Genomic DNA, 19702 nt, shown 5'->3' with positions numbered 1-19702 from the left:
TATGGTTAAGAAAAAATTTTTTAAAAAGGTTACAACAATGGTGTTGGCTTCTGTAATGGCAATCGGAATGCTATCCACAACTGCTTTTGCAACGACTTTGCCGCAAGAGGCATTACCAGATCCGGCAAGGAACGGAAACAGCTCAATAACGATTCACAAGTTTCTTATGGATGACATAGCAGATGCAGGCAAGCCATCCGACGGAAATGAGGTTGCAGGGGATAAAATTCCTGCGGGAGCAAAACCATTAAAAGGTGTTACATTTAACATCAGTAAACTGGCGAAAGATACGGACCCGGTAACCAGCACTGACTATGATACAAATTTTGCTACTAATGGTACAGACAAAGGAACTACAAAAGATGATGGAACATTATCATTTAGTGATCTGCCATTTGGAACTTATAAAATTCAGGAGACTAACAGCGTAACAGGAGTATCTCCGGCTGCACCATTTCTTGTAAGTGTTCCAATGACGAATCCGACTGGAGATGGATGGATCTATGATGTTCATGTGTATCCTAAGAATGAAAAACTTGCTATCGACAAACATGTTGTAAATATCCCTAATAAGGATCATGCAGCAACGGTAGGAAAAGACCATGAGTGGATTATCTCATCAACTGTACCTACGAATATGGTAGTGGAAAATGCGGATAAGAGCATTACAGCATCTAAGAAATATAATATTTCCGATAATTTGGATACACAATTAACTTATGTTGGAAATGTAAAAGTATGTGCTGCAGCAAAAGACAATACTGAACTTGCTAACGGCACTTTGGTATTAGATGATGATTATAAGTTGACAAAACCTGTAGGTAAATATGGCGGAAAATTAGAAGTTGCACTGACAGAGGCGGGAATTAAAAAGGTTGCAGCACTTGGGGCTAAAAAAGTCCATGTTCATTTTACTACACAATTAAATGAAACAGCAAAACTTGGCGTTGCCATTCCTAATGGAGCTACTCTGGAATATACAAATGCACAAGATCAGTCAACTGCCCCAGTTATCGTACCGGATGGTATGGATCCAACTGATCCAAGTAAACCATATGATCCTGATAAGGATGAAAGACCGGAAGTACATACTGGTGGAGTGAAAATCAAAAAGACAGATGATAAAGGAGATGCACTGAAAGGGGCTGAATTTAAAATTTATGCTTCCGAGAAAGATGCCAGGGCCGGAACAGATCCTATTTCTGTAATTAACAATGCAGGCACCGGATTTACGGATACTGTAATATCAGATGATACCGGGTTGGTAAAATTCTATGGACTTGCTTATGGCGGCATTAAGGGAGAAGATTTCGATACAACAAAAGAAACATCATATTGGATTGTAGAGACTAAGGCGCCAACGAATTTTAGTTTATTAAAAGATCCAGTAGAGGTAAAAGTGAGCGCTACATCCCATTTAGATAGTGCAATAGCTAAAACTATCATAAATAAAAATAAAATAATTTTACCGGTAACTGGCGGTATGGGAACCGTAATGTTCACAGCTTCCGGGTTAGCATTAATCCTTCTTGCTGTATTCATGGGATTCAAAGCAAGAAAAAAAGCACAATAATAAATTGCCATAAAATAATAAAGGAAGTAGGAAGACCCTACTTCCTTTCTGGATAGGTGGATAAATGAGTAAAAAATTAGCAACATGTTTTATTGTTTTCATTTTTATATTAGGTGTTGGAATACTTAGCTATCCGACTGTGAGTAATTATATTGCAATCAAAAATCAAATTCAAATAATATCAAATTACCAAAATAAAGTTAGTAAATCAAACGAGAAAGATATAAAAGCAGAGTGGGAAGCTGCGGAGAAATATAATGCTTCACTATCGGGAGCAGTGATCGGAGATCCTTTTGTGCCCGGCAGTGGAAGAGTAATCCCGGATAATTACGAAGAAATTTTAGATGTAGACGGAATAATGGGATATATAAAGATTCCGAAAATTAAGGTGGATTTACCCATTTATCATGGCTGTAAGGAAGAGTCTTTACAAAAAGGAGTGGGACATTTAGAAGATACAGCGTTGCCTATTGGAGGAAAGGGTAATCATTGTGTCTTGTCGGGACATCGAGGATTACCAGCAGCAGAGTTATTTACAGATTTGGATAAATTAGAAAAAGGTGATCAATTTTATTTATATATTTTAGACAAGATACTGACCTATGAAGTGGATCAGATAAAAGTAATCAGCCCGGATGAAGTGCAGGATTTGCGGACTATACCGGATAGAGATTTGGTTACGCTGATAACGTGTACGCCCTATGGAGTGAACAGTCATCGACTGTTAGTCAGAGGTACCAGAGTTGCGGATGTGGAACAAGCAGAAAATACGAGCGGGATAAAGGAAACAGAAGCAGCAGTTACTGAGGGGACATCTCATATGGAATATTTGGTCACAGGTGCATGTATATTCTTTATTCTATTGCTGATTTTAATATTCTATAAAATGTTAAAAAGGAAAAGCAGAAACAGGAGGGAATAGAATGAAAAGAAATATGGCACTTGCAGCAGCGGGTATTTTCCTGTTACTTGGAATTAGCATAATTTTATATCCTCATATACGCCAATATATGTATGCGGATCAGGCTAAGAAAATTATAGAAGAATTTGATAAGAAGATGGAAAGCGATTATTTGGAGGCGGATGAAAAGAACGGTGTTGCGGTGAAATCGGAACCGGCATCCGGGAAAAAAGAGATTAATCTGGGACATGAAGATTTATATCAGAAAATAGTGCAATATAACCGAAAGCTATTTCGAACCGGTCAGGAAGATTTAGTGGATCCTTTTTCTTATCAACAGGTAGATTTCAGCTTAAAAGAATGGGGATTTGATGAGGATATGATTGGCAGCCTGAAGATACCCAGAATGGGAATTGAATTACCCATATATTTAGGCGCAACTGATGAGAATATGATAAAAGGGGCGGCGCATTTATCGCAAACGTCGCTTCCGGTAGGCGGCAATAATACGAATGCAGTTATAGCGGCTCATCGGGGATATAGTAATGCAGCTATGTTCAGGGATATAGAGGATTTACAGATAGGAGATCCGGTTACAATTAAAAATTTTCGGGAAACACTAACCTATGCGGTGGTTGAAATTAAAGTAATCATCCCAACGGATATAGATCAGATACTGATACAGCCCAACCGTGATTTAGTGACGTTAATTACGTGTCATCCGTATGGATATAATTATCAAAGGTATGTGGTTTATTGTGAGCGGGTGGAAGATAAGTAAATGGTAATATTGGGGGAAGTTATGACAACTAAAATGGAAGAAAAATAAAAAGAACATGAGGGTTATCATATGGGCTTGTTAAACAGAGAAAAGTATGGCGATGAAGATGAAAGATATGATTTGTCAGGTAAAAGTGTACGGATTTTCACACCAAAAGAAAAGCAAAACATGTACGACATTGTAGAAAGTGCAGAATACCAGGTAGTTCTGATGAACATGGGAAATTTGGAACAAAACGAAAAGCAGAAAATGATGGACTTTATAAGCGGAGCAATTTTTGTTCTGGAAATCCGGTTATTTCAAGTAGCAGAAAATATCTATATTTTAATACCACGGGGATCCAGAATAAGAGAGTTAGTATAAGGCAGATAGTATCAAGTTTAATTAGAGTAGAGAAATAACAGGGAGGAGTGCTGTGAGACATATGAATGAATCAAAGAAGGATATAGGATTTCTAAGTGGAGGAATCGGAACCATATTTATTTCAGTTACAAAAATTGTGGAAAATAAAGTTTGTGGATATTTTTACAGTCCCTTTTACCGGAAACTAATATATTTTGAGAATTTTGCACAAATGTATATTATGGCGGATACCCTGGTTCGAAAATTAACAAAAGAAGAAAGAGCTTATTTAAAACCTGTTATAAATCCGGAAAAAAACTGTTATTCTATCAAACCTAAAATATATTTCTTTGCCCTTAATATCTTATCTTTAGAAGATAATACCTGGCATGGGATAATGAGTTACAGTGGCTGTAAACAAAAAACTTACTTCAAAAATTCAAAGGAAATGTTAAAGAAAATGAATGCTTTATTGGGAATCACTAATATTGAAGATCCGGAGGTAAAATAGACGGGATGATCGGACTTTACTGGATTTCACTAACACTAATTTTTATCGTAATTATATATGGAGTTCTTATGATACAAGACAACAAAAAGACATATGAAAAAAAAGATTTAAGAGGAAGAATACGGATTATAAATGGTAAGGAATACTTTACGGTCAAAGTGTACATATGGCAGAGAAAAAAAATGAGAGCTATTGAAAATACATATAAAGTAAATAGTATTGTGATGTCGGATGACAGGATCAAATACAGAATCATAGAGACTTTAAGAATGGTGCAGTTTCCTGCAGTTAAAATTCAGTACAGGTATCAATTGATGCAGGAATTTAATTTATATAATGGAGATGTTATATATGTGAGTATCACAGATTATGATAATCTTCAGGTTAAAATTCAGAATCATAGAAAATTAAAGCATTATTGTGATCTGATAAAGAAAAGAAGAGATATATGTTCTGCCGATAAACAAGAGATATTGTTAATTTTAAGAGGGATGTTAAGCGGAAGGAATATCACAATTAGCGAGATCAGAACTTTATATACAAAATTAAAAGAGTGGGTGCCATATGTAAGCAGTGCAGTTGGTATTATGAATACCATAGACGTAATAATACCACTTAATGAATATTCTATTCCATTGGAAGAAATAAATTTTTCTCACAAACCCGACCGCATATCTTGATTAAACTTTCCAACACGCTCTCAAAGAGAGGAATAAAAGATGAGACAAAAAGAAATCTTAGAATATATTCGGGAGTTGGAGGAAAAAACTTTTGCAGAAGGGAGGTAATCATGAGTACTTTTGAATCTACCAAAAAACAAACATATACACGTTTATCGTGGGATGAGTGGTATGCGTTAGCAAAAGAATTTTATTCTTTAGAGCATCATTTAAAAATACCTGTGAATTATAAAACACGAGAAGGATTTCTTCTTGGTCGGTGGATCGAAAGACAGAGGTCTGCATACCACCAAAAGGGCGTTTATAAAATTGATGCCAGAAAAATTTATCTGTTAAACCAGATCGGGATGATGTGGACACTTGGGGTGAGAAGAACATGGGAGACAGGGTATAAATATTGCGAAGCGTATTATTTAGAATTTGGGAACATTGATATACCCAAGAATTTGATATATAAGCAAATGCCTCTTGGAGAATGGCTCCTTTATCAAAGGAAATGCTATCGCCTGAATAAAATAAGTAAATGGAAATGCGAAAAATTAGAAAACCTTGGAATTAAGTGGCAGATAAGATATAGAAGACATGAAAGAGAGAAATGAAATCAACTACCGTATGGTTCATGTCAATAAACTTACCTTTAGATACATAAACGACCAGATATAATCTTTCGTGGTATATAATATCTTAGTATAATTTATAAATTAAAGAATTTGAAGCTTTCAATGAAGAGGAAAGCCCGTTTAATAAAAGGAACCTTTTAAATATTTTCATAAATACATTGACAACATGCTGTCTTAATGTTAACATACATTTAGACAGCATGTTGTCGTATGAAAGGAGAATATAATGAAATACGCAAATGATTTATTTCTAATGAACCAGGCATATGCCACACTTTTTTCTGTTACCAATAAACTACAGGTAAAAGGAGACCAGTTTATGCAGGATTTAACTTCCCGGCAGTATATGGCTATGCTTGCGGCAGCGCATTTAAAAGAAGGTGAAACAACACTGAATAATATTGCAAAAAAGCTTGGTACTACAAAACAAAGTGTAAAGCATTTAATTACTGCCATCGAAAAAAAGGGGTATGTGGTTACGGTACCCAGTGAACAGGATAAAAGAGCCGTGAATGTTAAAATAACTGATATTGGTTTGCAGGTTATGATGGAGTGTTCGGAACGTTCCTTAAAGTTTTTTGCCGATGTTTTTCAGCGTTTTACAACGGAAGAACTTGAAATTTTATGGAGCCTGCTCAAAAAAATGTACCGTTATGATGGAGAAGAAATGGATGGTTTTGAGGAAGATGTAGATAATCGGGTGGTTGGAGACGGAGAGCTTACCAAAAGCCAGAAGAAAGCACTGGAAGAATTTGACCGGAGCCGATATCATGCCCATAATGGAGGAAATAAAAGTGAATAGTATTGTTAAAGTCCATAATCTGGAGAAAAGCTATCATACAAAGAAAGCGGTTAATGGTATTAACTTTGTGGTGAATGAAGGAGAAATTCTTGGTTTCCTTGGACCAAATGGGGCTGGAAAAAGCACAACGATTAATATTCTGTCAACCATTCTTTCTATGGATCAGGGAGAGGTCACGATTTTTGACCGGGATTTAAAGAAGAATGTAAAGGAAATTAAGCGGTTGCTGGGGGTAGTACCTCAGGATTTAGCTATCTATGAAGAAATTACAGCCATTCAAAATGTACGTTTCTTTGGCAGTCTCTATGGAATAAACGGGAAGCAATTAGAATTACGGGCAAAAGAAGCTTTAGAATTAGTCGGTTTATATGATAAAAAGGATGATAAGCCGAGAACTTTTTCCGGTGGTATGAAAAGAAGGCTGAATATAGCCTGTGCCATCGTTCACCAGCCGGAACTGATTATCATGGATGAACCTACGGTGGGGATTGATCCGCAGTCAAGGAATCACATTTTAGAGTCAATCAGGACTTTACGGCAGAGAGGGGCAACTGTTATTTATTCCACACATTATATGGAAGAAGTGGAGGCAATCTGTGACCGGATTATTATTATGAACGAAGGAACGATTATTGCGGAGGGGACAAAAGAAGAATTGAATCAGAAAGTAAATAATGATGTCACGTATTACTTTGAGGTTGAGGAAAAGGAAAAATGCAATGAGCAGGATTTTCTGGACTTGAAAGGTGTTCGGGAAGTTGTTTTTTCTGAATCAAATATTGCAGTTACTTCGGACCAATCAGAAGAAAATCTAAATGATATTATATCCGTAATCATTGCAAATGGCTGTAAAATTGAAAGTATGCGCAGTGAAGAGGCGTCCCTGGAAACAGTGTTTCTTGAATTGACCGGACGAAAATTAAGAGATTAAGAAGGTGATTAGTTTGAACTTTATAAAAATCATAAAATTCGATTTTATGAATATTATCAAAAATCCAATGCTGCTCATAGTCAATACCATATTTCCGTTTATCTTAATTGGGGTAATGGGACTTGTAACATCAGGCAGTTTTGGAGCAGGCAATGTGAGTTCTTTCGACTACAATGGGATCACAATGATGATTTTTGTGGCATTCCTGATAGCAATGACAGCATCAAATACATTTATGGAAGAAAAAGTAAAGAGAGGAAATACCCGGATTATTTATGCACCGGTTTCCAAAGTGAAAATATATCTGTCAAAAATGATTTCTACTTATATTCTGGGCAGTATTTCATACAGTTTCATTTGTTTTCTCGGGCAGTTTATCTTCCATATAAATTTTGGCGGAAAAAACCTGGTCTATATTATGCTGCTGATTAATTTTGCTGCACTATTTGGAACTGCTTTCGGCATTATGTGCTGTTGTCTTCTAAAAAGTGAAGAGGGAGCAAATTCCGTGATACCCCTTGTTATACTGGTATTCGTCTTTTTTGGAGGCATATTTTTTCCTACAGCGAGCTTTGGCAGAATGGTGGAAATGATATCTGTTATTTCACCGGTAAGATGGGTAACAGAATGTGCTTTTCAGATAATCTATGACCAGAACTTTCATCTGTTTCTTCCTGTAATGGGTATGATGCTGTTGCTGTCAGTCATATGTATTGCAATCTGCCAGATTACATTTAAACCGGAGGACTATGTAGCATGAATTGTATAAATTTAATTAAAAACAACTTTAAACGTATTCTTACACATAAAGAGATTCTGGCAGTTGCCATAATTATTGTACCGGTTTTCATAGGAATTGCTGTGATATTTTCTGAAAGGGCTGAAATGAAATTATCCGTTGCCTTGGTTGGTGATATAAGTGGGATATCCCGGGAAATATCGGAAAATAACAAATATAAAATAGATGTTGTGAAAGAGAGGCCCCCTGAATCTGCCCTGCTTATGGGGACATATGCAGCTGTCATCGAGCAAAATAAGGATGGAACTTATCGGGTTGAAACCATCAAAAGTAAAAAAGAACAATCTGCAATGGAAAACTATTTTAATACCGGCAAAATGGAAATAGAAAACAAAAGGGGTGCAGGAACGAATATACTGGGATATATTTTCATGATTATGATTATGCAGGCGGTAGCTTTAACGATACTATATCCGGAAGACCGAATTAAGAAAACATTTCGCAGGATTATGACAGCGCCTGTAAGTGAAAAACAATATCTTTTCTCACAGGGTATTTTAACAGTTCTGTTCCTTTTCATACCAACATATGTTGCAATTGTTATTGCAAATGCCGGCTTTGGAATAAATCTTGGTTATAGCCTTGGAATGATGGCGTTATTACTTGGGATTCTTACAGTTTTTTCAACATCATTTGCCCTGTTCATTTCTTCGCTGATTGAAAGGAATACTTCGCTGGCAGCTAGTGGTATTGCGGTAATTACCTGTATATTAGCCGGCTGTTTTATATCATTTTCGGATAACAACACTCTGCTAGACAATGTATTAAATCTCATACCGCAAAAGGCATACATGAATATGATTCAGGGAATTGCTGGTGGTGGGAAATTCTTTAATTACATGGATCAAGTTATCTACTTAATGATCTGGATTGTTGGATTCTGGGTGATTGGAGGAGTGATTACGAGCCATAAAGTAAAGAAAGGGATTTATTAATTTAGAAATGCAAAATGCAATAAAATGTGTTTGGTGAGGCAGGGCCGATAACCTATGAAATATATATGGTTATCGGCTTTTTATATGCAAAAGCCAAATATCTTCCCACCGTCAGAGATATCTGACCATCATGGTGCTACAATCACATCAACTTCATTTTTAACCAAAGTATGATAAAAGTCCTGGGATATACCCGAATCTGTAATGAGGGTGTATCCCTTTTTCAGCTGGCAGAGCTGCACAAAGGTTTTTTTCATAAATTTAGTGGAATCGGCAACTACAATAATATGGCGGCTGGATTCCAGAACGGCAGTAAAAGTTCCGGCCTCTATATAATTGTAGTTATAAATATAACCGTTTTCATCGATGGCAGCAGCGCTGATAAAGGCATAATCAAATGAAAAGCTGCGAATCATATTTTCAGCAACATGCCCCACTGCATTCAGGGAAGGGAGAATTAACTGGCCTCCGATAGAAATTACTGTGTAGTCCGGGTGGCTTGCCAATACCTGGGATACGCTTACGTTGTCTGTAACCAGGGTAGTATTACTTAACGGATAATTGATTTGCAGTGCCATACTGTACAAAGTTGTACCGGAGGCAATATATACTGCATTACAGGTGGGGAGTATGCTGGCTTTTTGCAGGTATTCTGCTGCAGCCAGTCCTAAACTCATTTTAATCTGCTGGTTTACATTGAGCCGTGTTTGAAATGGAGCGGCATTTACAGAGGAGGTTATTTCCTGTATCAGGGTGGCGCCTCCGTAATGCCGGATTACAGACTTGTTATTTTCCAGTGTCTGCAGATCTCTTCGGATGGTCATATCTGAAACACCGAATTTCTCACATAAGTCAACAACATTTGCGACACCGCCATGAGTACGCATATATTCAATAATTTGATCTGTTCGTTTGATTTTCATATAATTTTATGTTCCTTTCAAAAAGAATCAAACACAAATAAAACATAGTTACCTTATGTTTGTTTATTCTATTATATAGTTTAGTAGAAAAAATTACAATAGGATTCTTGGAATAAAATGTTTGTTTGTGTACAAGTGTGAGTGATATCAAAAAAAATGTTCAATACCATAATAAATGATATATGAATTAAACAAACAAATGAATAAAAAAGACAATAAATTATAAAATACATCAAAAACATCTTGACAAAACGAACAGGATATGATTATATGTAACTATAAACAAAACAAACACAATAAACAAATAATAAACATTGAATAAACAACGAGGAAGAGAAAATGGATAAACAGTATATTATCAGCGTTGATCTGGGGACGTCCAGCTGCAAGACGGCTTTATTTAATGGCGAAGGTGTAATGGTTGGCATAGCGTCCAGAGAACATAAAACATTTTTTGGAGAGAACGGTGCTGCAGAGCAGGATCCCAATGAGTGGTGGAGGGGTGCCTGTGAAACAATCCGGGAAGTATTATGGAAAGCCGGGATCAGCAGCCAGCAGATTGCTGTGGTGGGAATCGACAGCCAGAGCAGTGCCATGATACCAATAGGAAGAGACGGAGAAATACTTCACAATGCAATGATCTGGACAGATCGCCGTGCCGTTATGGAAAAGAAATGGATCGATATCAACGTGGGGCAGGAAATACTCACGCAGATAAATGGTAACCGCAATGATGAATCCAATATAGCACCTAAGCTGATGTGGTTTAAGAACAATTGTCCAAAGCATTATCGGCATACCTATAAGATATTAAATGCTGCAGGATTTCTTGCCTATAAGCTGACCGGAATATTTTCCTGCAATCTTTCGGAAGGAGGATTGACCCAGCTGTTTGATGTTGAGAAGGGGGAGTGGTCCGGGGAATTGGTGAAAGCCTGTGAACTGGATATGGATAAACTGCCCTTGATTTACCAGTGCTTTGATGTGGTGGGAAATATTACTGCACAGGCTGGTGATAACACTGGTCTGCTTATGGGAACTCCGGTAGTGGCAGGTGCCATGGATGCAGTCTCCTGCGGTCTTGGATGCGGAATTACAAAAGAAGGCGATGCTTTTATTACCGGGGGTACTGTCACCGCCCTTGGAGTATGTACTAACAGGCCGGTTAGAAGTGGTTCCCTCCATGTATATCACCATATTGTTCCGGGGACATGGTGCAATATGGCGGGGGTTGATTTTGGAGGAGGAAATTACAGGTGGTTCCGGGATAAATTCATGCAGGAATTTAATTCGGATTCTGTTTATGAAGAAATGAACCGCATGGCTGAAAAGGTGAAGGCGGGTGCCGATAAACTATTATTCCTTCCTACCTTAGTGGGACAACGATGTCCTCAATGGGATGGTAGTATGAAAGGCGTCTTTTTTGGAATATCCCCAAATCATGGGAGAGAACATTTTTTAAGGGCAATTATGGAAGGGAACGCTTTGGCAGTGAGGGAGATCATGGAATTACTTGGCAAAGAAGGTGCCGTAGCCAAAAAACTTCGAATAGCTGGCGGAATAGCAAAGAGTAATATCTGGATGAAGATATTTGCAGAAGTACTTGCAAGACCCTTGTATCTGGCAGAGTGCGAAGAGGCTACTGCAATGGGAAATATGATAAATGCAGCATATGGAGCGGGAATTCTGAATACGTTTCAGGACGGAAAAAAATATCTGAAGTTTGAACCGGTATCCGTGGAGGAAGCAAACGCTGAAAAGTATGACCGTCTGTATGGAATATATACAAAGCTATATTCCGCAATGAAAGAGCAGTTCAGAGAACTGGCAGCTTTACAGTTATAGATAAAAGAGCTGCTAAAATAATCAGATAATGCATAACAAGGAGGAACAAAAATGACACCCAGAGAAAGAGTGCAGTGTATTTTGGAACACAGGAGACCGGACCGTGTAGCAATTGATATCGGTTCAACCGCATCGGGTATGACCAATCCCACCTTCAGGCGGGTAAAGGAATATTTCCAGGTGGAAAGCGAGGATCTTGTGATTCGGCCGGATGAGAGTTCTGCATTGTATAATGATGAACTGATGGAAAAGATGGGAGGAGATTTTCGCCATGTTTTCTTGCTGCCGCCCGATGGATATGAGCCGGTATACGATGAGGAAGGTGTGATCACAAATGAATTCGGCATTAAGAAAAAGCTGGTCAACGGCCTGTCCCAGGGGCACAGCAGTCCCCTGGAGGATGCAGAAATAGAAGATATTGATACCTATCCCTGGCCGGATCCTTATGCTCCCGGACGTGCGAGGGGGATGAGGGAAAGAGCAGAATACCTGTATTATCACACTGATTATGCAATTGCATCCAGAGCAGTATCACATGGATTTTTTGAACTTGCCTGGGAATTGCGGGGAATGGAAAATATGCTGGTTGATATGCTGGTGGATAAGGAATTTGCCAACAGACTGCTGGATAAAACACTGGAAATTCAGATGGGGCTGTATGATGTTCTGTTAACGGCATGTGGCGAGTACATACAGATTGTGGAGACGGGGGATGATTATGGGACACAGAGGGGACCTATTATATCTCCGGAGTTATTTAATGAAATGATCGTTCCCAGGCGTAAAAAATTAAATGATTTTATTAAATCAAAAGCACCCCGGGTAAAGATATTCCATCACACCTGCGGATCTGTCTATAAAATATTGGACGGAATAATTGCTACGGGAGTTGACATATTAAATCCCATTCAGCCAAGTGCAGACGATATGGATACGTTCCGGCTCCAAAAGGAGTTTGGAAATAAGCTGATCTTCCATGGAGGCATTGATGAGCAGACGGCGCTGATCGGCTCCCTGGAAACGTTGAAGCAGGAAATGGAGGTGAGAGTGCAGTCCCTGGGAAAAGAAGGCGGATATATTATGGCGCCTACCAGTAATTTCATGGATGATATGCCATTAGAAAATATTGTGAATTTTGCACGGTTGGCGAAAGAAATCGGAGTGTATGTCTAGAGCTTTTTGACGCACAGCTGGCAAAAAAGCAATTGTCAGACACGCTGGGGAGCTTGTTTGAAAAATTAGCACAAGCGGAGAAGGGAATTCATGTGTGGGAAGTTGCGGTAAAATCATATGTTAATGAAAATAAGCGGAGGTATTGGTATGTTGAAGAAAATATTAAGTGCGGTGTTATGTTTCACAATGGTAATAACAATGGCAGGATGTGGCAGCAATGGGAAGGGTGAAGAAACAAAAGCGGCAACAGCAGCGGCTGCAGGACAGGAAGCGGAGGATGTACAGGAAACATCGGATATTAAAGTCGGTTTTGCAATAAAGACACAGGATTCCCCCTATTTCGTCAGCCTGGTGGAGGCTGTAAAAGAACTGTCCCAGGAAAAGGGATGGAAGTGTACCGTTCTGGATGCGAACAGTGATACTAGCAAAGAAGCTGAAAATTTAGAGACTTTTATTACTCAGGGGATGGATCTGATTTTTCTGGACAGTGTGGAGCCGGATGCCTGCATTCCAAGTATCAATGCAGCTGCAGAAGCAGATATACCGGTCATTAATCTGGACAGCGGAGTGGGAGAGTGTAATCAATGTACTACCATATACTCTGATAATAAGCAGAATGGACGGCTGGTCGGAAAAGCATATGGTGAACAGTTCGACAAAGACAAGGAAATTATTGCAGTACTTCTGAGTGCACTGAAAGGAAATGTGGCATGTATGGAAAGAAGGCTGGGATTATTCTGTGGAATCATCGAAAGCAGAGCAGGATACAGTGAAGAGGAAGCGTGGAAAGCGGCGCAGGAATTTGAAGATGATTTAATGAAAAATGGAAAAGCATCCAATGAGAAGGCCAGATTTACGCTGCGCGGACAAGGCTGGGGTGCAGGAACAAGAGAAGAAGGATTAACTGCGGCGGAAGATTTAATAACAGCAAATAAAGATTTAAACTGTATGCTGGGTGAAAATGACCAGATGCTGTTCGGCGGAATGGAAGCACTGGAAAATGCAGGTATCACAGGGGTGGATATGGTTGCAGCAGCAGATGGTGCAAAGGAAGCATATGATCTGATAAAGGAAGGAAAATATTTTGGCACAGGAGAAAATTCTCCATATAAAGTTGCAGAAAAAGGCATAGAAGTTGCCAAAGAGATTCTGGTGGATAAGAAGGATTGGAAGAGCTATGAAGATGTTATTTTGACGGAGGCAGTTGCGGTGACAAAAGAAAACGTCGATGAACATTATCAATTCGGATTTTAGATTGCCGGAAGATGGAGGGATGCTATGCAGGATGAATACAGACTTGAGATGAAAAATATAACCAAGCATTTCGGAGGCGTTAAGGCACTGACCGGTGTTTCGCTAAAAGTTCAGAAAGGAGAGGTACATGCTCTGATTGGAGAGAACGGGGCAGGCAAGTCAACTCTGATGAAGGTTTTATCCGGCGCGTATCAGAAGGATGACGGGGAAATTCTAGTCGATGGTGTCCGGATCAAAATAAACGGTCCGAAAGATGCGAAAGAGCATGGAATTGCAGTTATTTACCAGGAATTTATGCTGGCACCGGATCTGACAGTGGCGGAAAACATCTTTATTGATAAATTGTCTGCAGGAAAGCTGACCATTAATTGGAGAAAATTAAAGTTGGACGCTAAGAAACAGTTAGAAAAACTGGGATTCGGGGAAATAGATCCCGGTGTGAGGGTAGGTACCCTGAGTGTGGCATATCAGCAGGTGGTAGAGATTTGCAAATGCCTCACACGCAATGCCAGGGTATTGGTGTTGGATGAACCAACTGCAGTTTTGACTTTTTCCGAGATCGAAAAATTATTTGAAGTAATCCGGAAATTAAAATCGGAAGGAACCAGTATCATTTATATCTCCCATCGTTTGGAAGAGATATTTCAACTAAGTGATCATATCACGATCCTAAAGGATGGCACCTACGTGGGTACGGTGCCAACTGATTCCATTGATAAACAAAAGCTGGTCAATATGATGGTGGGCAGGGATCTGACCCAGTTATTTCCCGGGCGGCATGCAGTGATTGGAAAAGAAGTGCTCCGGGTGGAAAGACTGAATGCCGGTGAGCTGGTCAATAACGTAAGTTTCCATGTGAAATCCGGAGAAATACTGGGATTCAGCGGCCTTGTGGGATCAGGCAGAACGGAAACAATGCGGGCCATTTTTGGAGCCGACCGGAAAGATTCCGGAAATATAATCTACTTTGGGAAAAAAGTGAATTTTAGAGATCCGAAAGAAGCGATCAAAAGCGGGTTTGGTCTGCTTCCGGAGGATCGGAAAAAGCAGGGACTTCTATTGGAACAGAGTATCCGTGTGAATACCACGCTGGCTGCAATTGGGAAAATAACAAATAGATTTGGTGTAATCAATCATAAGAAAGAGAAAAAATATGTCTGTGAGTTACTGACCGGACTGGCAACAAAATATGGCTCTGCCGAGGACAATGCAAATAGCCTGAGCGGCGGGAACCAGCAAAAAATAGCTCTTGCCAAATGGCTGGCGGCAGACTGTAAATGTATCGTCTTTGACGAACCGACCAGGGGCGTAGACATTGGCGCCAAGATAGAAATTTATAAGATAATGAATACACTTGCGGAAAATGGCGTGGCAGTCATTATGATTTCATCAGAAATGCCGGAGATTATCGGCATGTGCGACAGAGCCATGATTATGTTTCAGGGCAGGATTACCGGGGAACTGAGTAAGGAAGAGCTGGCAGAAAGTAATCTAATTAAATATGCTATGGGGGTATAAGCGGATGCAGCAGGAGAAAAAGAAGCGCCGGATACGGCAGCTATTCATTCAAAATAATACATATATTATCTTTATCATTTTATTTATTGTCTGTTGTCTGCTGTCGGAAAACTTTCTGACAGTAATGAATCTGAGAAATATTGCTTTGCAGCAGGCAGCACCGATCTGTGTGGCAATCGGCATGCTGTTTGTAATCTTAACCGGAGGAATCGATTTATCGGTAGGCTCTGTTATGGCTTTCGGTGCAGCCCTGACAGCCATACTGATCAGAGATTTTTCCATGAATTTATTCCTGGCAATTCTCATATCACTGGCGGCTGGGCTGCTCATGGGAACTTTTATCGGTGTACTGGTTGCTTATACGAAGATGCAGGGATTCGTGGCATCTCTTGCAATGATGACAATAGCCCGTGGGATGGCATTTGTACTTACCAATGGAACTCCAATCAAATTAGATAAGGGGTATCTGGATCTGCTGGTAAAAAAAGAACTGTTTTATCCTATTATTATAATTACAGTGCTTATAGTGGTGATTTTCTGGTTCATACAGAAATATACGGCATTTGGACGTATTGTAATAGCTGTGGGAAGCAATGAGACCACGGTTGAACTGGCTGGAATACGAGTGAAACGTTATCTGATTTCTGTCTATGCAATCTCCGGTGTACTGGCTGCCCTGGCAGGAATTTTTGTGGCATCAAGAAGCTCTACCGGCAGTGCCTCCGTGGGAATGGGGCAGGAGCTGGATGCCATTACGGCATGTGTAATCGGCGGAGCAAGTCTGGCGGGCGGAAACGGATTTGTAATAAAGACTGTAGTGGGAGCCTTGGTATTGGCGCTCATTGGAAATATTATGAATCTTATGGCGGTTCCGTCTTATCCACAGGATATTATTAAAGGATTTATAATTATTGCAGCTGTGCTGCTTCAGATTGTAACGGAGCGTTCGGAAAAGACAGTATAAGTTACAGTGGCAATCCTGCTTCTTATCCTTTCTTCTTTATCAGGAATTGCTTGTGCTGCACGGTATGTTCGATTAAACCGATGCAAAAAACCAGAGCAGACAGTTTATGTATTATTTTGAATATCAGCAGACCTGCTGACATATGGGATGCAATTCCTGAAATCAATATGAATACGAATGAAAGTATTAAAATTTGATCTACTAATCTGAGGTTTGGCGGCATATACCTGTATTTTTTCCATTTCGCATACAGGTGAACAGAGGAGATGACAACTAACAGAAAACCAATGAGAGTATGCACAGCGTTTCCTGTAATCTTTACGAAAAATAGTGCAGCACATAAAATAACAGAAATTATCATAAAAGTAAATTCTTTGTGTTTAATCATTTGCATTTTCCTTTTTTGTTTTATAGTGTTTTACATTCTGACATAGCATCGTTCGTTTGCGGTTGTGGGGCCCGGCAGAGAACGGTTATATGATCTTGGACATACAGAAAAGAATTATGGAAGTTAGGCGCGTCTAACCAGTGTATCATACTATAAAATTTTGGAAATGCCAAGAGGAAAGCAGTTAATAAGAAAAATTCTCATTAGCTGCCAGGGAAATGGAAGTTGGAGATTTTATCAATTTCGTCATTATTATTTCGGAAATATGAATCATGATTTTATTACATACAAAGCAGATTCTGGCTGGTAAAGTTCTGAAAAGGAACATTTGCCGCTTTTGTTTTCGCAATCACATTATTAACGCGACATTTATCCCAACAGGACGATATCTAATGAAAATGAGCTTTGCATATGCTATTATAGTGTTAGTCGTATCCAGGCTCTTTCCAATACGGAAAGTAGTATGACAGCGTGTCAGAAAAGAGAAGAGATAACAAAGGTCGCATATTAAAGGCCGGAGAGAGCCAGAGAACAGACGGCAGATACTTGTACAAATAGGAAATTGGCTATTTTATAGAAACGCATTTAGTGAAAACATAATTAGGATGAAGTGCTGAGGGAGGGAAAGCAGAAATGAATGAAAAAAAGAAAAATGTTTTATTGTTATTTTTGAGTGCGTTGATTATGGTTCCCCTATATATTTTTCTTCATGAAGGGGGACATGCGTTAGTGGCACTATTTTGCGGTGCCAGAATAACAGACTTTAGTATTTTACAGGCTCATATGAGTTCTGTAGGCGGTGTTTATCAGCCGTTAACTTCTGCGCTGCTTAAGGCGGGTGGCATGTTGCTGCCGGTTATAGTCTCCATTATCTATTTGCTGTTGTATCAGAAAGAGAAGCAAAATGTGTTTTATAAGATTTTTTCTTTTATGTTTATAATAGGGGCTACTTTCTCTGCTGCAGCATGGATTTTAGTACCGCTGCTTTATTTGAATGGAAAAGCACCGGTAGGTGATGATGTGACGCAGTTTCTGGATGTTTGCGGGATGAATCCCGTTGTTGTAATCATTTTGGCGGGGCTGGTTATATGCTTTAATATATTGCTTGCATGGCGTAAGCGGGTTATACAAAATTATTGGAAAGTTTTTAATGAGAAAAAATGAAGTTGGTGGAATACCTGCACTTAGGGAATTTAGTTAATGGCTATTCACCCATGCAGCAATTTCTTTCATAAAAGGCTCTGGGGAAATAAAATAGCTATTGTGGACATCATTGATCTCAACGAGTTTTTTCTCACAGGTTAATGCATCAAAGTACTGATTGAAATAATCGCAAGAAAAATAACGGTCATGTAATGTTTTAAACACCAGAGTCGGACAGGCAAGGGGCACTTTTAATAAGCTTTCTTTTCCAACCATACACTCCAGCATTCGGAGCAGTGTATTTATTTTCATGATGAAAAAGTTGGCATCCCGTAAGCGGAAAGATTTATAAAACTCATTATCCAATTCAGCATGATAACCTTTTGCTGGCGGTGGGGTAAAGGTAATTGCCAAAGTTGGTTTTATCCTGATTAATAGACGGCAAACTTGAATTAACGGTTTTGCAAGGAACTTCGGAAGTCCTAAAGGAGCTATGTCTCCGTAAATTCCACAAGCAAATTGCGCAAAGCTCTTGAACTTACAGCCTGTTCCCAAATAATATTGTGCCATAATGCCGCCAATGCCCGTATAACCCAATAGATGAATATCCCCCGAATATTTTCCAGATACATACTCATACACGGCATCTAAATTTGCAACCATGTTAGGAAGTGTAAAATCTTTTGTCGTACCACTGCACTCTCCTTCGCCCGGTACATAATCCACAGCAAATACATTGAAACCATAAATGCTGCCAAGCTGTTCATAACATTCATAACAATTTTTTACAGCAATTACAGGTGTGTGTAAAACAATTATATTTTTACTGGCTGCTTCTGCATGATAATAAAAAATATGTACCCGTTCAGAATAGCCTGAAATATAAGTGTCATTCCAGCCAGCTTGTTTAATCGCTTCTTCATTTAATGGTTTAATTAGCATTCTCTCTCCTCCTGTATTAGATGCTCTGACAATGCCTTTAATACAATCTTCATCAACTCAATATCTTGTGTTTCATGTTTAAGATAAGATAATTGAATAAACTGCATCTGCAAGATTTTAGTTGTGATTTCTAAGTTATATCGATACATAAAACCCGAGTTTTCTAACATGGATATTAATTCCAAGTCTCTATCATTATTCTCATCTATACACGATTTTGGTGCTTTTGCTACAATTCGTTCCCATAACTGTGCATCAATGTTCATAATAAGTGGATTTTCAATAAACTTTTCCATTACATAGCATAACATACGGTAAAAAGTTTCAGCATTATGACAACTTTTATGTTCTTCCAGCATTGTAAGCAGGAATTCAAAAATATTAGCTTGCAAACGATTATTTATCACCATATATAGATGTTCTTTATTGTCAAAAAAATGGTAGAAGGTTCCTTTTGCTATTCCGGCTGCTAAAGAGATATCTTCTGCTGTTACTGCGTAGAATCCTTTTTCATTAAATAACGTTTTGCCTTTTTCCAAAAGCAGGGAGAAAATCTTTTCACGTTCTGTCGCTGTAAATTTAGGCATGTACACTCCTTTATATGACTTATTTTTTGGTTAAGGTCATATAAATAATAGCATATTATTTCTAATCAGTCAATACAAATCATCTTACAG

Annotated in this window: 20 protein-coding genes and 1 pseudogene; 18 read left to right on the top strand and 3 right to left on the bottom strand. The window is 38.8% G+C overall.

Annotation, left to right across the window (positions count from 1 at the left end):
• Window position 1 precedes the first annotated feature (1 nt).
• From QR40_RS26505 to QR40_RS26455, 11 genes are all read left to right on the top strand, one after another.
• Window positions 2-1573 carry a SpaH/EbpB family LPXTG-anchored major pilin gene (locus tag QR40_RS26505; RefSeq protein ID WP_044297555.1) on the top strand — a complete coding sequence of 524 codons (1572 nt, stop codon included), beginning with the start codon at window positions 2-4 and terminating at the stop codon, window positions 1571-1573.
• A 64-nt stretch (window positions 1574-1637) separates the two neighbouring features.
• Window positions 1638-2495, top strand: coding sequence for a class C sortase (locus tag QR40_RS26500; RefSeq protein WP_044297554.1), 858 nt, complete (start codon window positions 1638-1640; stop codon window positions 2493-2495).
• Between the two features lies 1 nt (window position 2496).
• On the top strand, window positions 2497-3255 hold the full coding sequence (locus QR40_RS26495) for a class C sortase (RefSeq protein WP_044297553.1): 759 nt from the start codon (window positions 2497-2499) through the stop codon (window positions 3253-3255).
• Window positions 3256-3324: 69 nt separating this feature from the next.
• Window positions 3325-3618: a cell division protein SepF gene (locus QR40_RS26490; RefSeq protein WP_044297552.1), complete on the top strand. Its 294-nt coding sequence runs from the start codon at window positions 3325-3327 to the stop codon at window positions 3616-3618.
• 52 nt (window positions 3619-3670) lie between these two features.
• Window positions 3671-4108, top strand: coding sequence for a hypothetical protein (locus tag QR40_RS26485; protein WP_027292318.1), 438 nt, complete (start codon window positions 3671-3673; stop codon window positions 4106-4108).
• A gap of 5 nt (window positions 4109-4113) precedes the next feature.
• Window positions 4114-4788: a hypothetical protein gene (locus QR40_RS26480; RefSeq protein WP_044297551.1), complete on the top strand. Its 675-nt coding sequence runs from the start codon at window positions 4114-4116 to the stop codon at window positions 4786-4788.
• Entirely contained in the window at window positions 4785-5387 is a 603-nt protein-coding gene (locus QR40_RS26475; RefSeq protein ID WP_160295878.1) for a helicase associated domain-containing protein, read from the top strand. The genes QR40_RS26480 and QR40_RS26475 overlap by 4 nt, the downstream gene beginning before the upstream one ends.
• Before the next feature lie 247 nt (window positions 5388-5634).
• Entirely contained in the window at window positions 5635-6210 is a 576-nt protein-coding gene (locus QR40_RS26470; protein WP_044297549.1) for a MarR family winged helix-turn-helix transcriptional regulator, read from the top strand.
• Window positions 6203-7141 carry an ABC transporter ATP-binding protein gene (locus QR40_RS26465; protein WP_044297548.1) on the top strand — a complete coding sequence of 313 codons (939 nt, stop codon included), beginning with the start codon at window positions 6203-6205 and terminating at the stop codon, window positions 7139-7141. The genes QR40_RS26470 and QR40_RS26465 overlap by 8 nt, the downstream gene beginning before the upstream one ends.
• Window positions 7142-7154: 13 nt before the next feature.
• The gene (locus QR40_RS26460; protein ID WP_044297547.1) at window positions 7155-7901 is read left to right on the top strand and encodes an ABC transporter permease; all 747 of its coding nucleotides are present in this window, start codon (window positions 7155-7157) and stop codon (window positions 7899-7901) included.
• On the top strand, window positions 7898-8875 hold the full coding sequence (locus tag QR40_RS26455) for an ABC transporter permease (RefSeq protein WP_027292312.1): 978 nt from the start codon (window positions 7898-7900) through the stop codon (window positions 8873-8875). The genes QR40_RS26460 and QR40_RS26455 overlap by 4 nt, the downstream gene beginning before the upstream one ends.
• 128 nt (window positions 8876-9003) lie before the next feature.
• Here the strand turns inward: QR40_RS26455 and QR40_RS26450 are convergent, their stop codons facing one another.
• The gene (locus QR40_RS26450; protein WP_044297546.1) at window positions 9004-9798 is read right to left on the bottom strand and encodes a DeoR/GlpR family DNA-binding transcription regulator; all 795 of its coding nucleotides are present in this window, start codon (window positions 9796-9798) and stop codon (window positions 9004-9006) included.
• A gap of 339 nt (window positions 9799-10137) precedes the next feature.
• Between QR40_RS26450 and QR40_RS26445 the strand changes: the two genes are divergently transcribed.
• The 7 genes and pseudogenes from QR40_RS26445 to QR40_RS26415 all read left to right on the top strand — a co-directional run bounded on the left by QR40_RS26445 (window position 10138) and on the right by QR40_RS26415 (window position 18104).
• Entirely contained in the window at window positions 10138-11643 is a 1506-nt protein-coding gene (locus tag QR40_RS26445; RefSeq protein WP_044297545.1) for a xylulokinase, read from the top strand.
• 51 nt (window positions 11644-11694) lie between these two features.
• Window positions 11695-12816 carry a uroporphyrinogen decarboxylase family protein gene (locus QR40_RS26440; RefSeq protein ID WP_044297544.1) on the top strand — a complete coding sequence of 374 codons (1122 nt, stop codon included), beginning with the start codon at window positions 11695-11697 and terminating at the stop codon, window positions 12814-12816.
• Window positions 12817-12933: 117 nt separating this feature from the next.
• Window positions 12934-14070 carry a substrate-binding domain-containing protein gene (locus QR40_RS26435; RefSeq protein ID WP_242858591.1) on the top strand — a complete coding sequence of 379 codons (1137 nt, stop codon included), beginning with the start codon at window positions 12934-12936 and terminating at the stop codon, window positions 14068-14070.
• Window positions 14071-14094: 24 nt separating this feature from the next.
• Window positions 14095-15588, top strand: a complete 1494-nt coding sequence (locus tag QR40_RS26430) for a sugar ABC transporter ATP-binding protein (RefSeq protein ID WP_044297543.1) — start codon at window positions 14095-14097, stop codon at window positions 15586-15588.
• A 4-nt stretch (window positions 15589-15592) separates the two neighbouring features.
• The gene (locus QR40_RS26425; RefSeq protein ID WP_044297542.1) at window positions 15593-16552 is read left to right on the top strand and encodes an ABC transporter permease; all 960 of its coding nucleotides are present in this window, start codon (window positions 15593-15595) and stop codon (window positions 16550-16552) included.
• Window positions 16553-17411: 859 nt separating this feature from the next.
• Window positions 17412-17495: pseudogene (locus tag QR40_RS31130) on the top strand (integrase DNA-binding domain-containing protein); the annotation flags it as partial.
• Window positions 17496-17573: 78 nt separating this feature from the next.
• Window positions 17574-18104, top strand: a complete 531-nt coding sequence (locus QR40_RS26415) for a hypothetical protein (protein ID WP_044297540.1) — start codon at window positions 17574-17576, stop codon at window positions 18102-18104.
• 33 nt (window positions 18105-18137) lie between these two features.
• On the opposite strand, the gene QR40_RS32375 is transcribed toward QR40_RS26415, so the two are convergent.
• A complete protein-coding gene (locus tag QR40_RS32375; RefSeq protein ID WP_242858590.1) occupies window positions 18138-19025 on the bottom strand; it encodes an alpha/beta fold hydrolase in 888 nt (295 codons plus the stop codon).
• Window positions 19019-19612 (bottom strand): TetR/AcrR family transcriptional regulator, encoded by a 594-nt coding sequence (locus QR40_RS30355; RefSeq protein WP_052431069.1) that lies wholly within the window; start codon window positions 19610-19612, stop codon window positions 19019-19021. The genes QR40_RS32375 and QR40_RS30355 overlap by 7 nt, the downstream gene beginning before the upstream one ends.
• Window positions 19613-19702 lie beyond the last annotated feature (90 nt).

Source organism: Robinsoniella peoriensis (assembly GCF_000797495.1).
GTDB classification, from domain to species: Bacteria; Bacillota; Clostridia; order Lachnospirales; family Lachnospiraceae; genus Robinsoniella; species Robinsoniella peoriensis.
Note: the sequence above shows the minus strand (reverse complement) of the source record. Positions and strands in the feature narration are given on the sequence as shown.

Excerpts from the sequence above, each read along its gene's own strand:
- QR40_RS26425 (WP_044297542.1), top strand. The coding sequence starts at position 15,593 with ATGCAGCAGGAGAAAAAGAAGCGCCGGATACGGCAGCTATTCATTCAA.
- QR40_RS26500 (WP_044297554.1), top strand. The coding sequence starts at position 1,638 with ATGAGTAAAAAATTAGCAACATGTTTTATTGTTTTCATTTTTATATTA.
- QR40_RS30355 (WP_052431069.1), bottom strand. The coding sequence starts at position 19,612 with ATGCCTAAATTTACAGCGACAGAACGTGAAAAGATTTTCTCCCTGCTT.
- QR40_RS26440 (WP_044297544.1), top strand. The coding sequence starts at position 11,695 with ATGACACCCAGAGAAAGAGTGCAGTGTATTTTGGAACACAGGAGACCG.
- QR40_RS26495 (WP_044297553.1), top strand. The coding sequence starts at position 2,497 with ATGAAAAGAAATATGGCACTTGCAGCAGCGGGTATTTTCCTGTTACTT.
- QR40_RS26480 (WP_044297551.1), top strand. The coding sequence starts at position 4,114 with ATGATCGGACTTTACTGGATTTCACTAACACTAATTTTTATCGTAATT.
- QR40_RS26435 (WP_242858591.1), top strand. The coding sequence starts at position 12,934 with ATGTTAATGAAAATAAGCGGAGGTATTGGTATGTTGAAGAAAATATTA.
- QR40_RS26455 (WP_027292312.1), top strand. The coding sequence starts at position 7,898 with ATGAATTGTATAAATTTAATTAAAAACAACTTTAAACGTATTCTTACA.
- QR40_RS32375 (WP_242858590.1), bottom strand. The coding sequence starts at position 19,025 with ATGCTAATTAAACCATTAAATGAAGAAGCGATTAAACAAGCTGGCTGG.
- QR40_RS26430 (WP_044297543.1), top strand. The coding sequence starts at position 14,095 with ATGCAGGATGAATACAGACTTGAGATGAAAAATATAACCAAGCATTTC.
- QR40_RS26450 (WP_044297546.1), bottom strand. The coding sequence starts at position 9,798 with ATGAAAATCAAACGAACAGATCAAATTATTGAATATATGCGTACTCAT.
- QR40_RS26445 (WP_044297545.1), top strand. The coding sequence starts at position 10,138 with ATGGATAAACAGTATATTATCAGCGTTGATCTGGGGACGTCCAGCTGC.
- QR40_RS26415 (WP_044297540.1), top strand. The coding sequence starts at position 17,574 with ATGAATGAAAAAAAGAAAAATGTTTTATTGTTATTTTTGAGTGCGTTG.
- QR40_RS26470 (WP_044297549.1), top strand. The coding sequence starts at position 5,635 with ATGAAATACGCAAATGATTTATTTCTAATGAACCAGGCATATGCCACA.
- QR40_RS26505 (WP_044297555.1), top strand. The coding sequence starts at position 2 with ATGGTTAAGAAAAAATTTTTTAAAAAGGTTACAACAATGGTGTTGGCT.
- QR40_RS26490 (WP_044297552.1), top strand. The coding sequence starts at position 3,325 with ATGGGCTTGTTAAACAGAGAAAAGTATGGCGATGAAGATGAAAGATAT.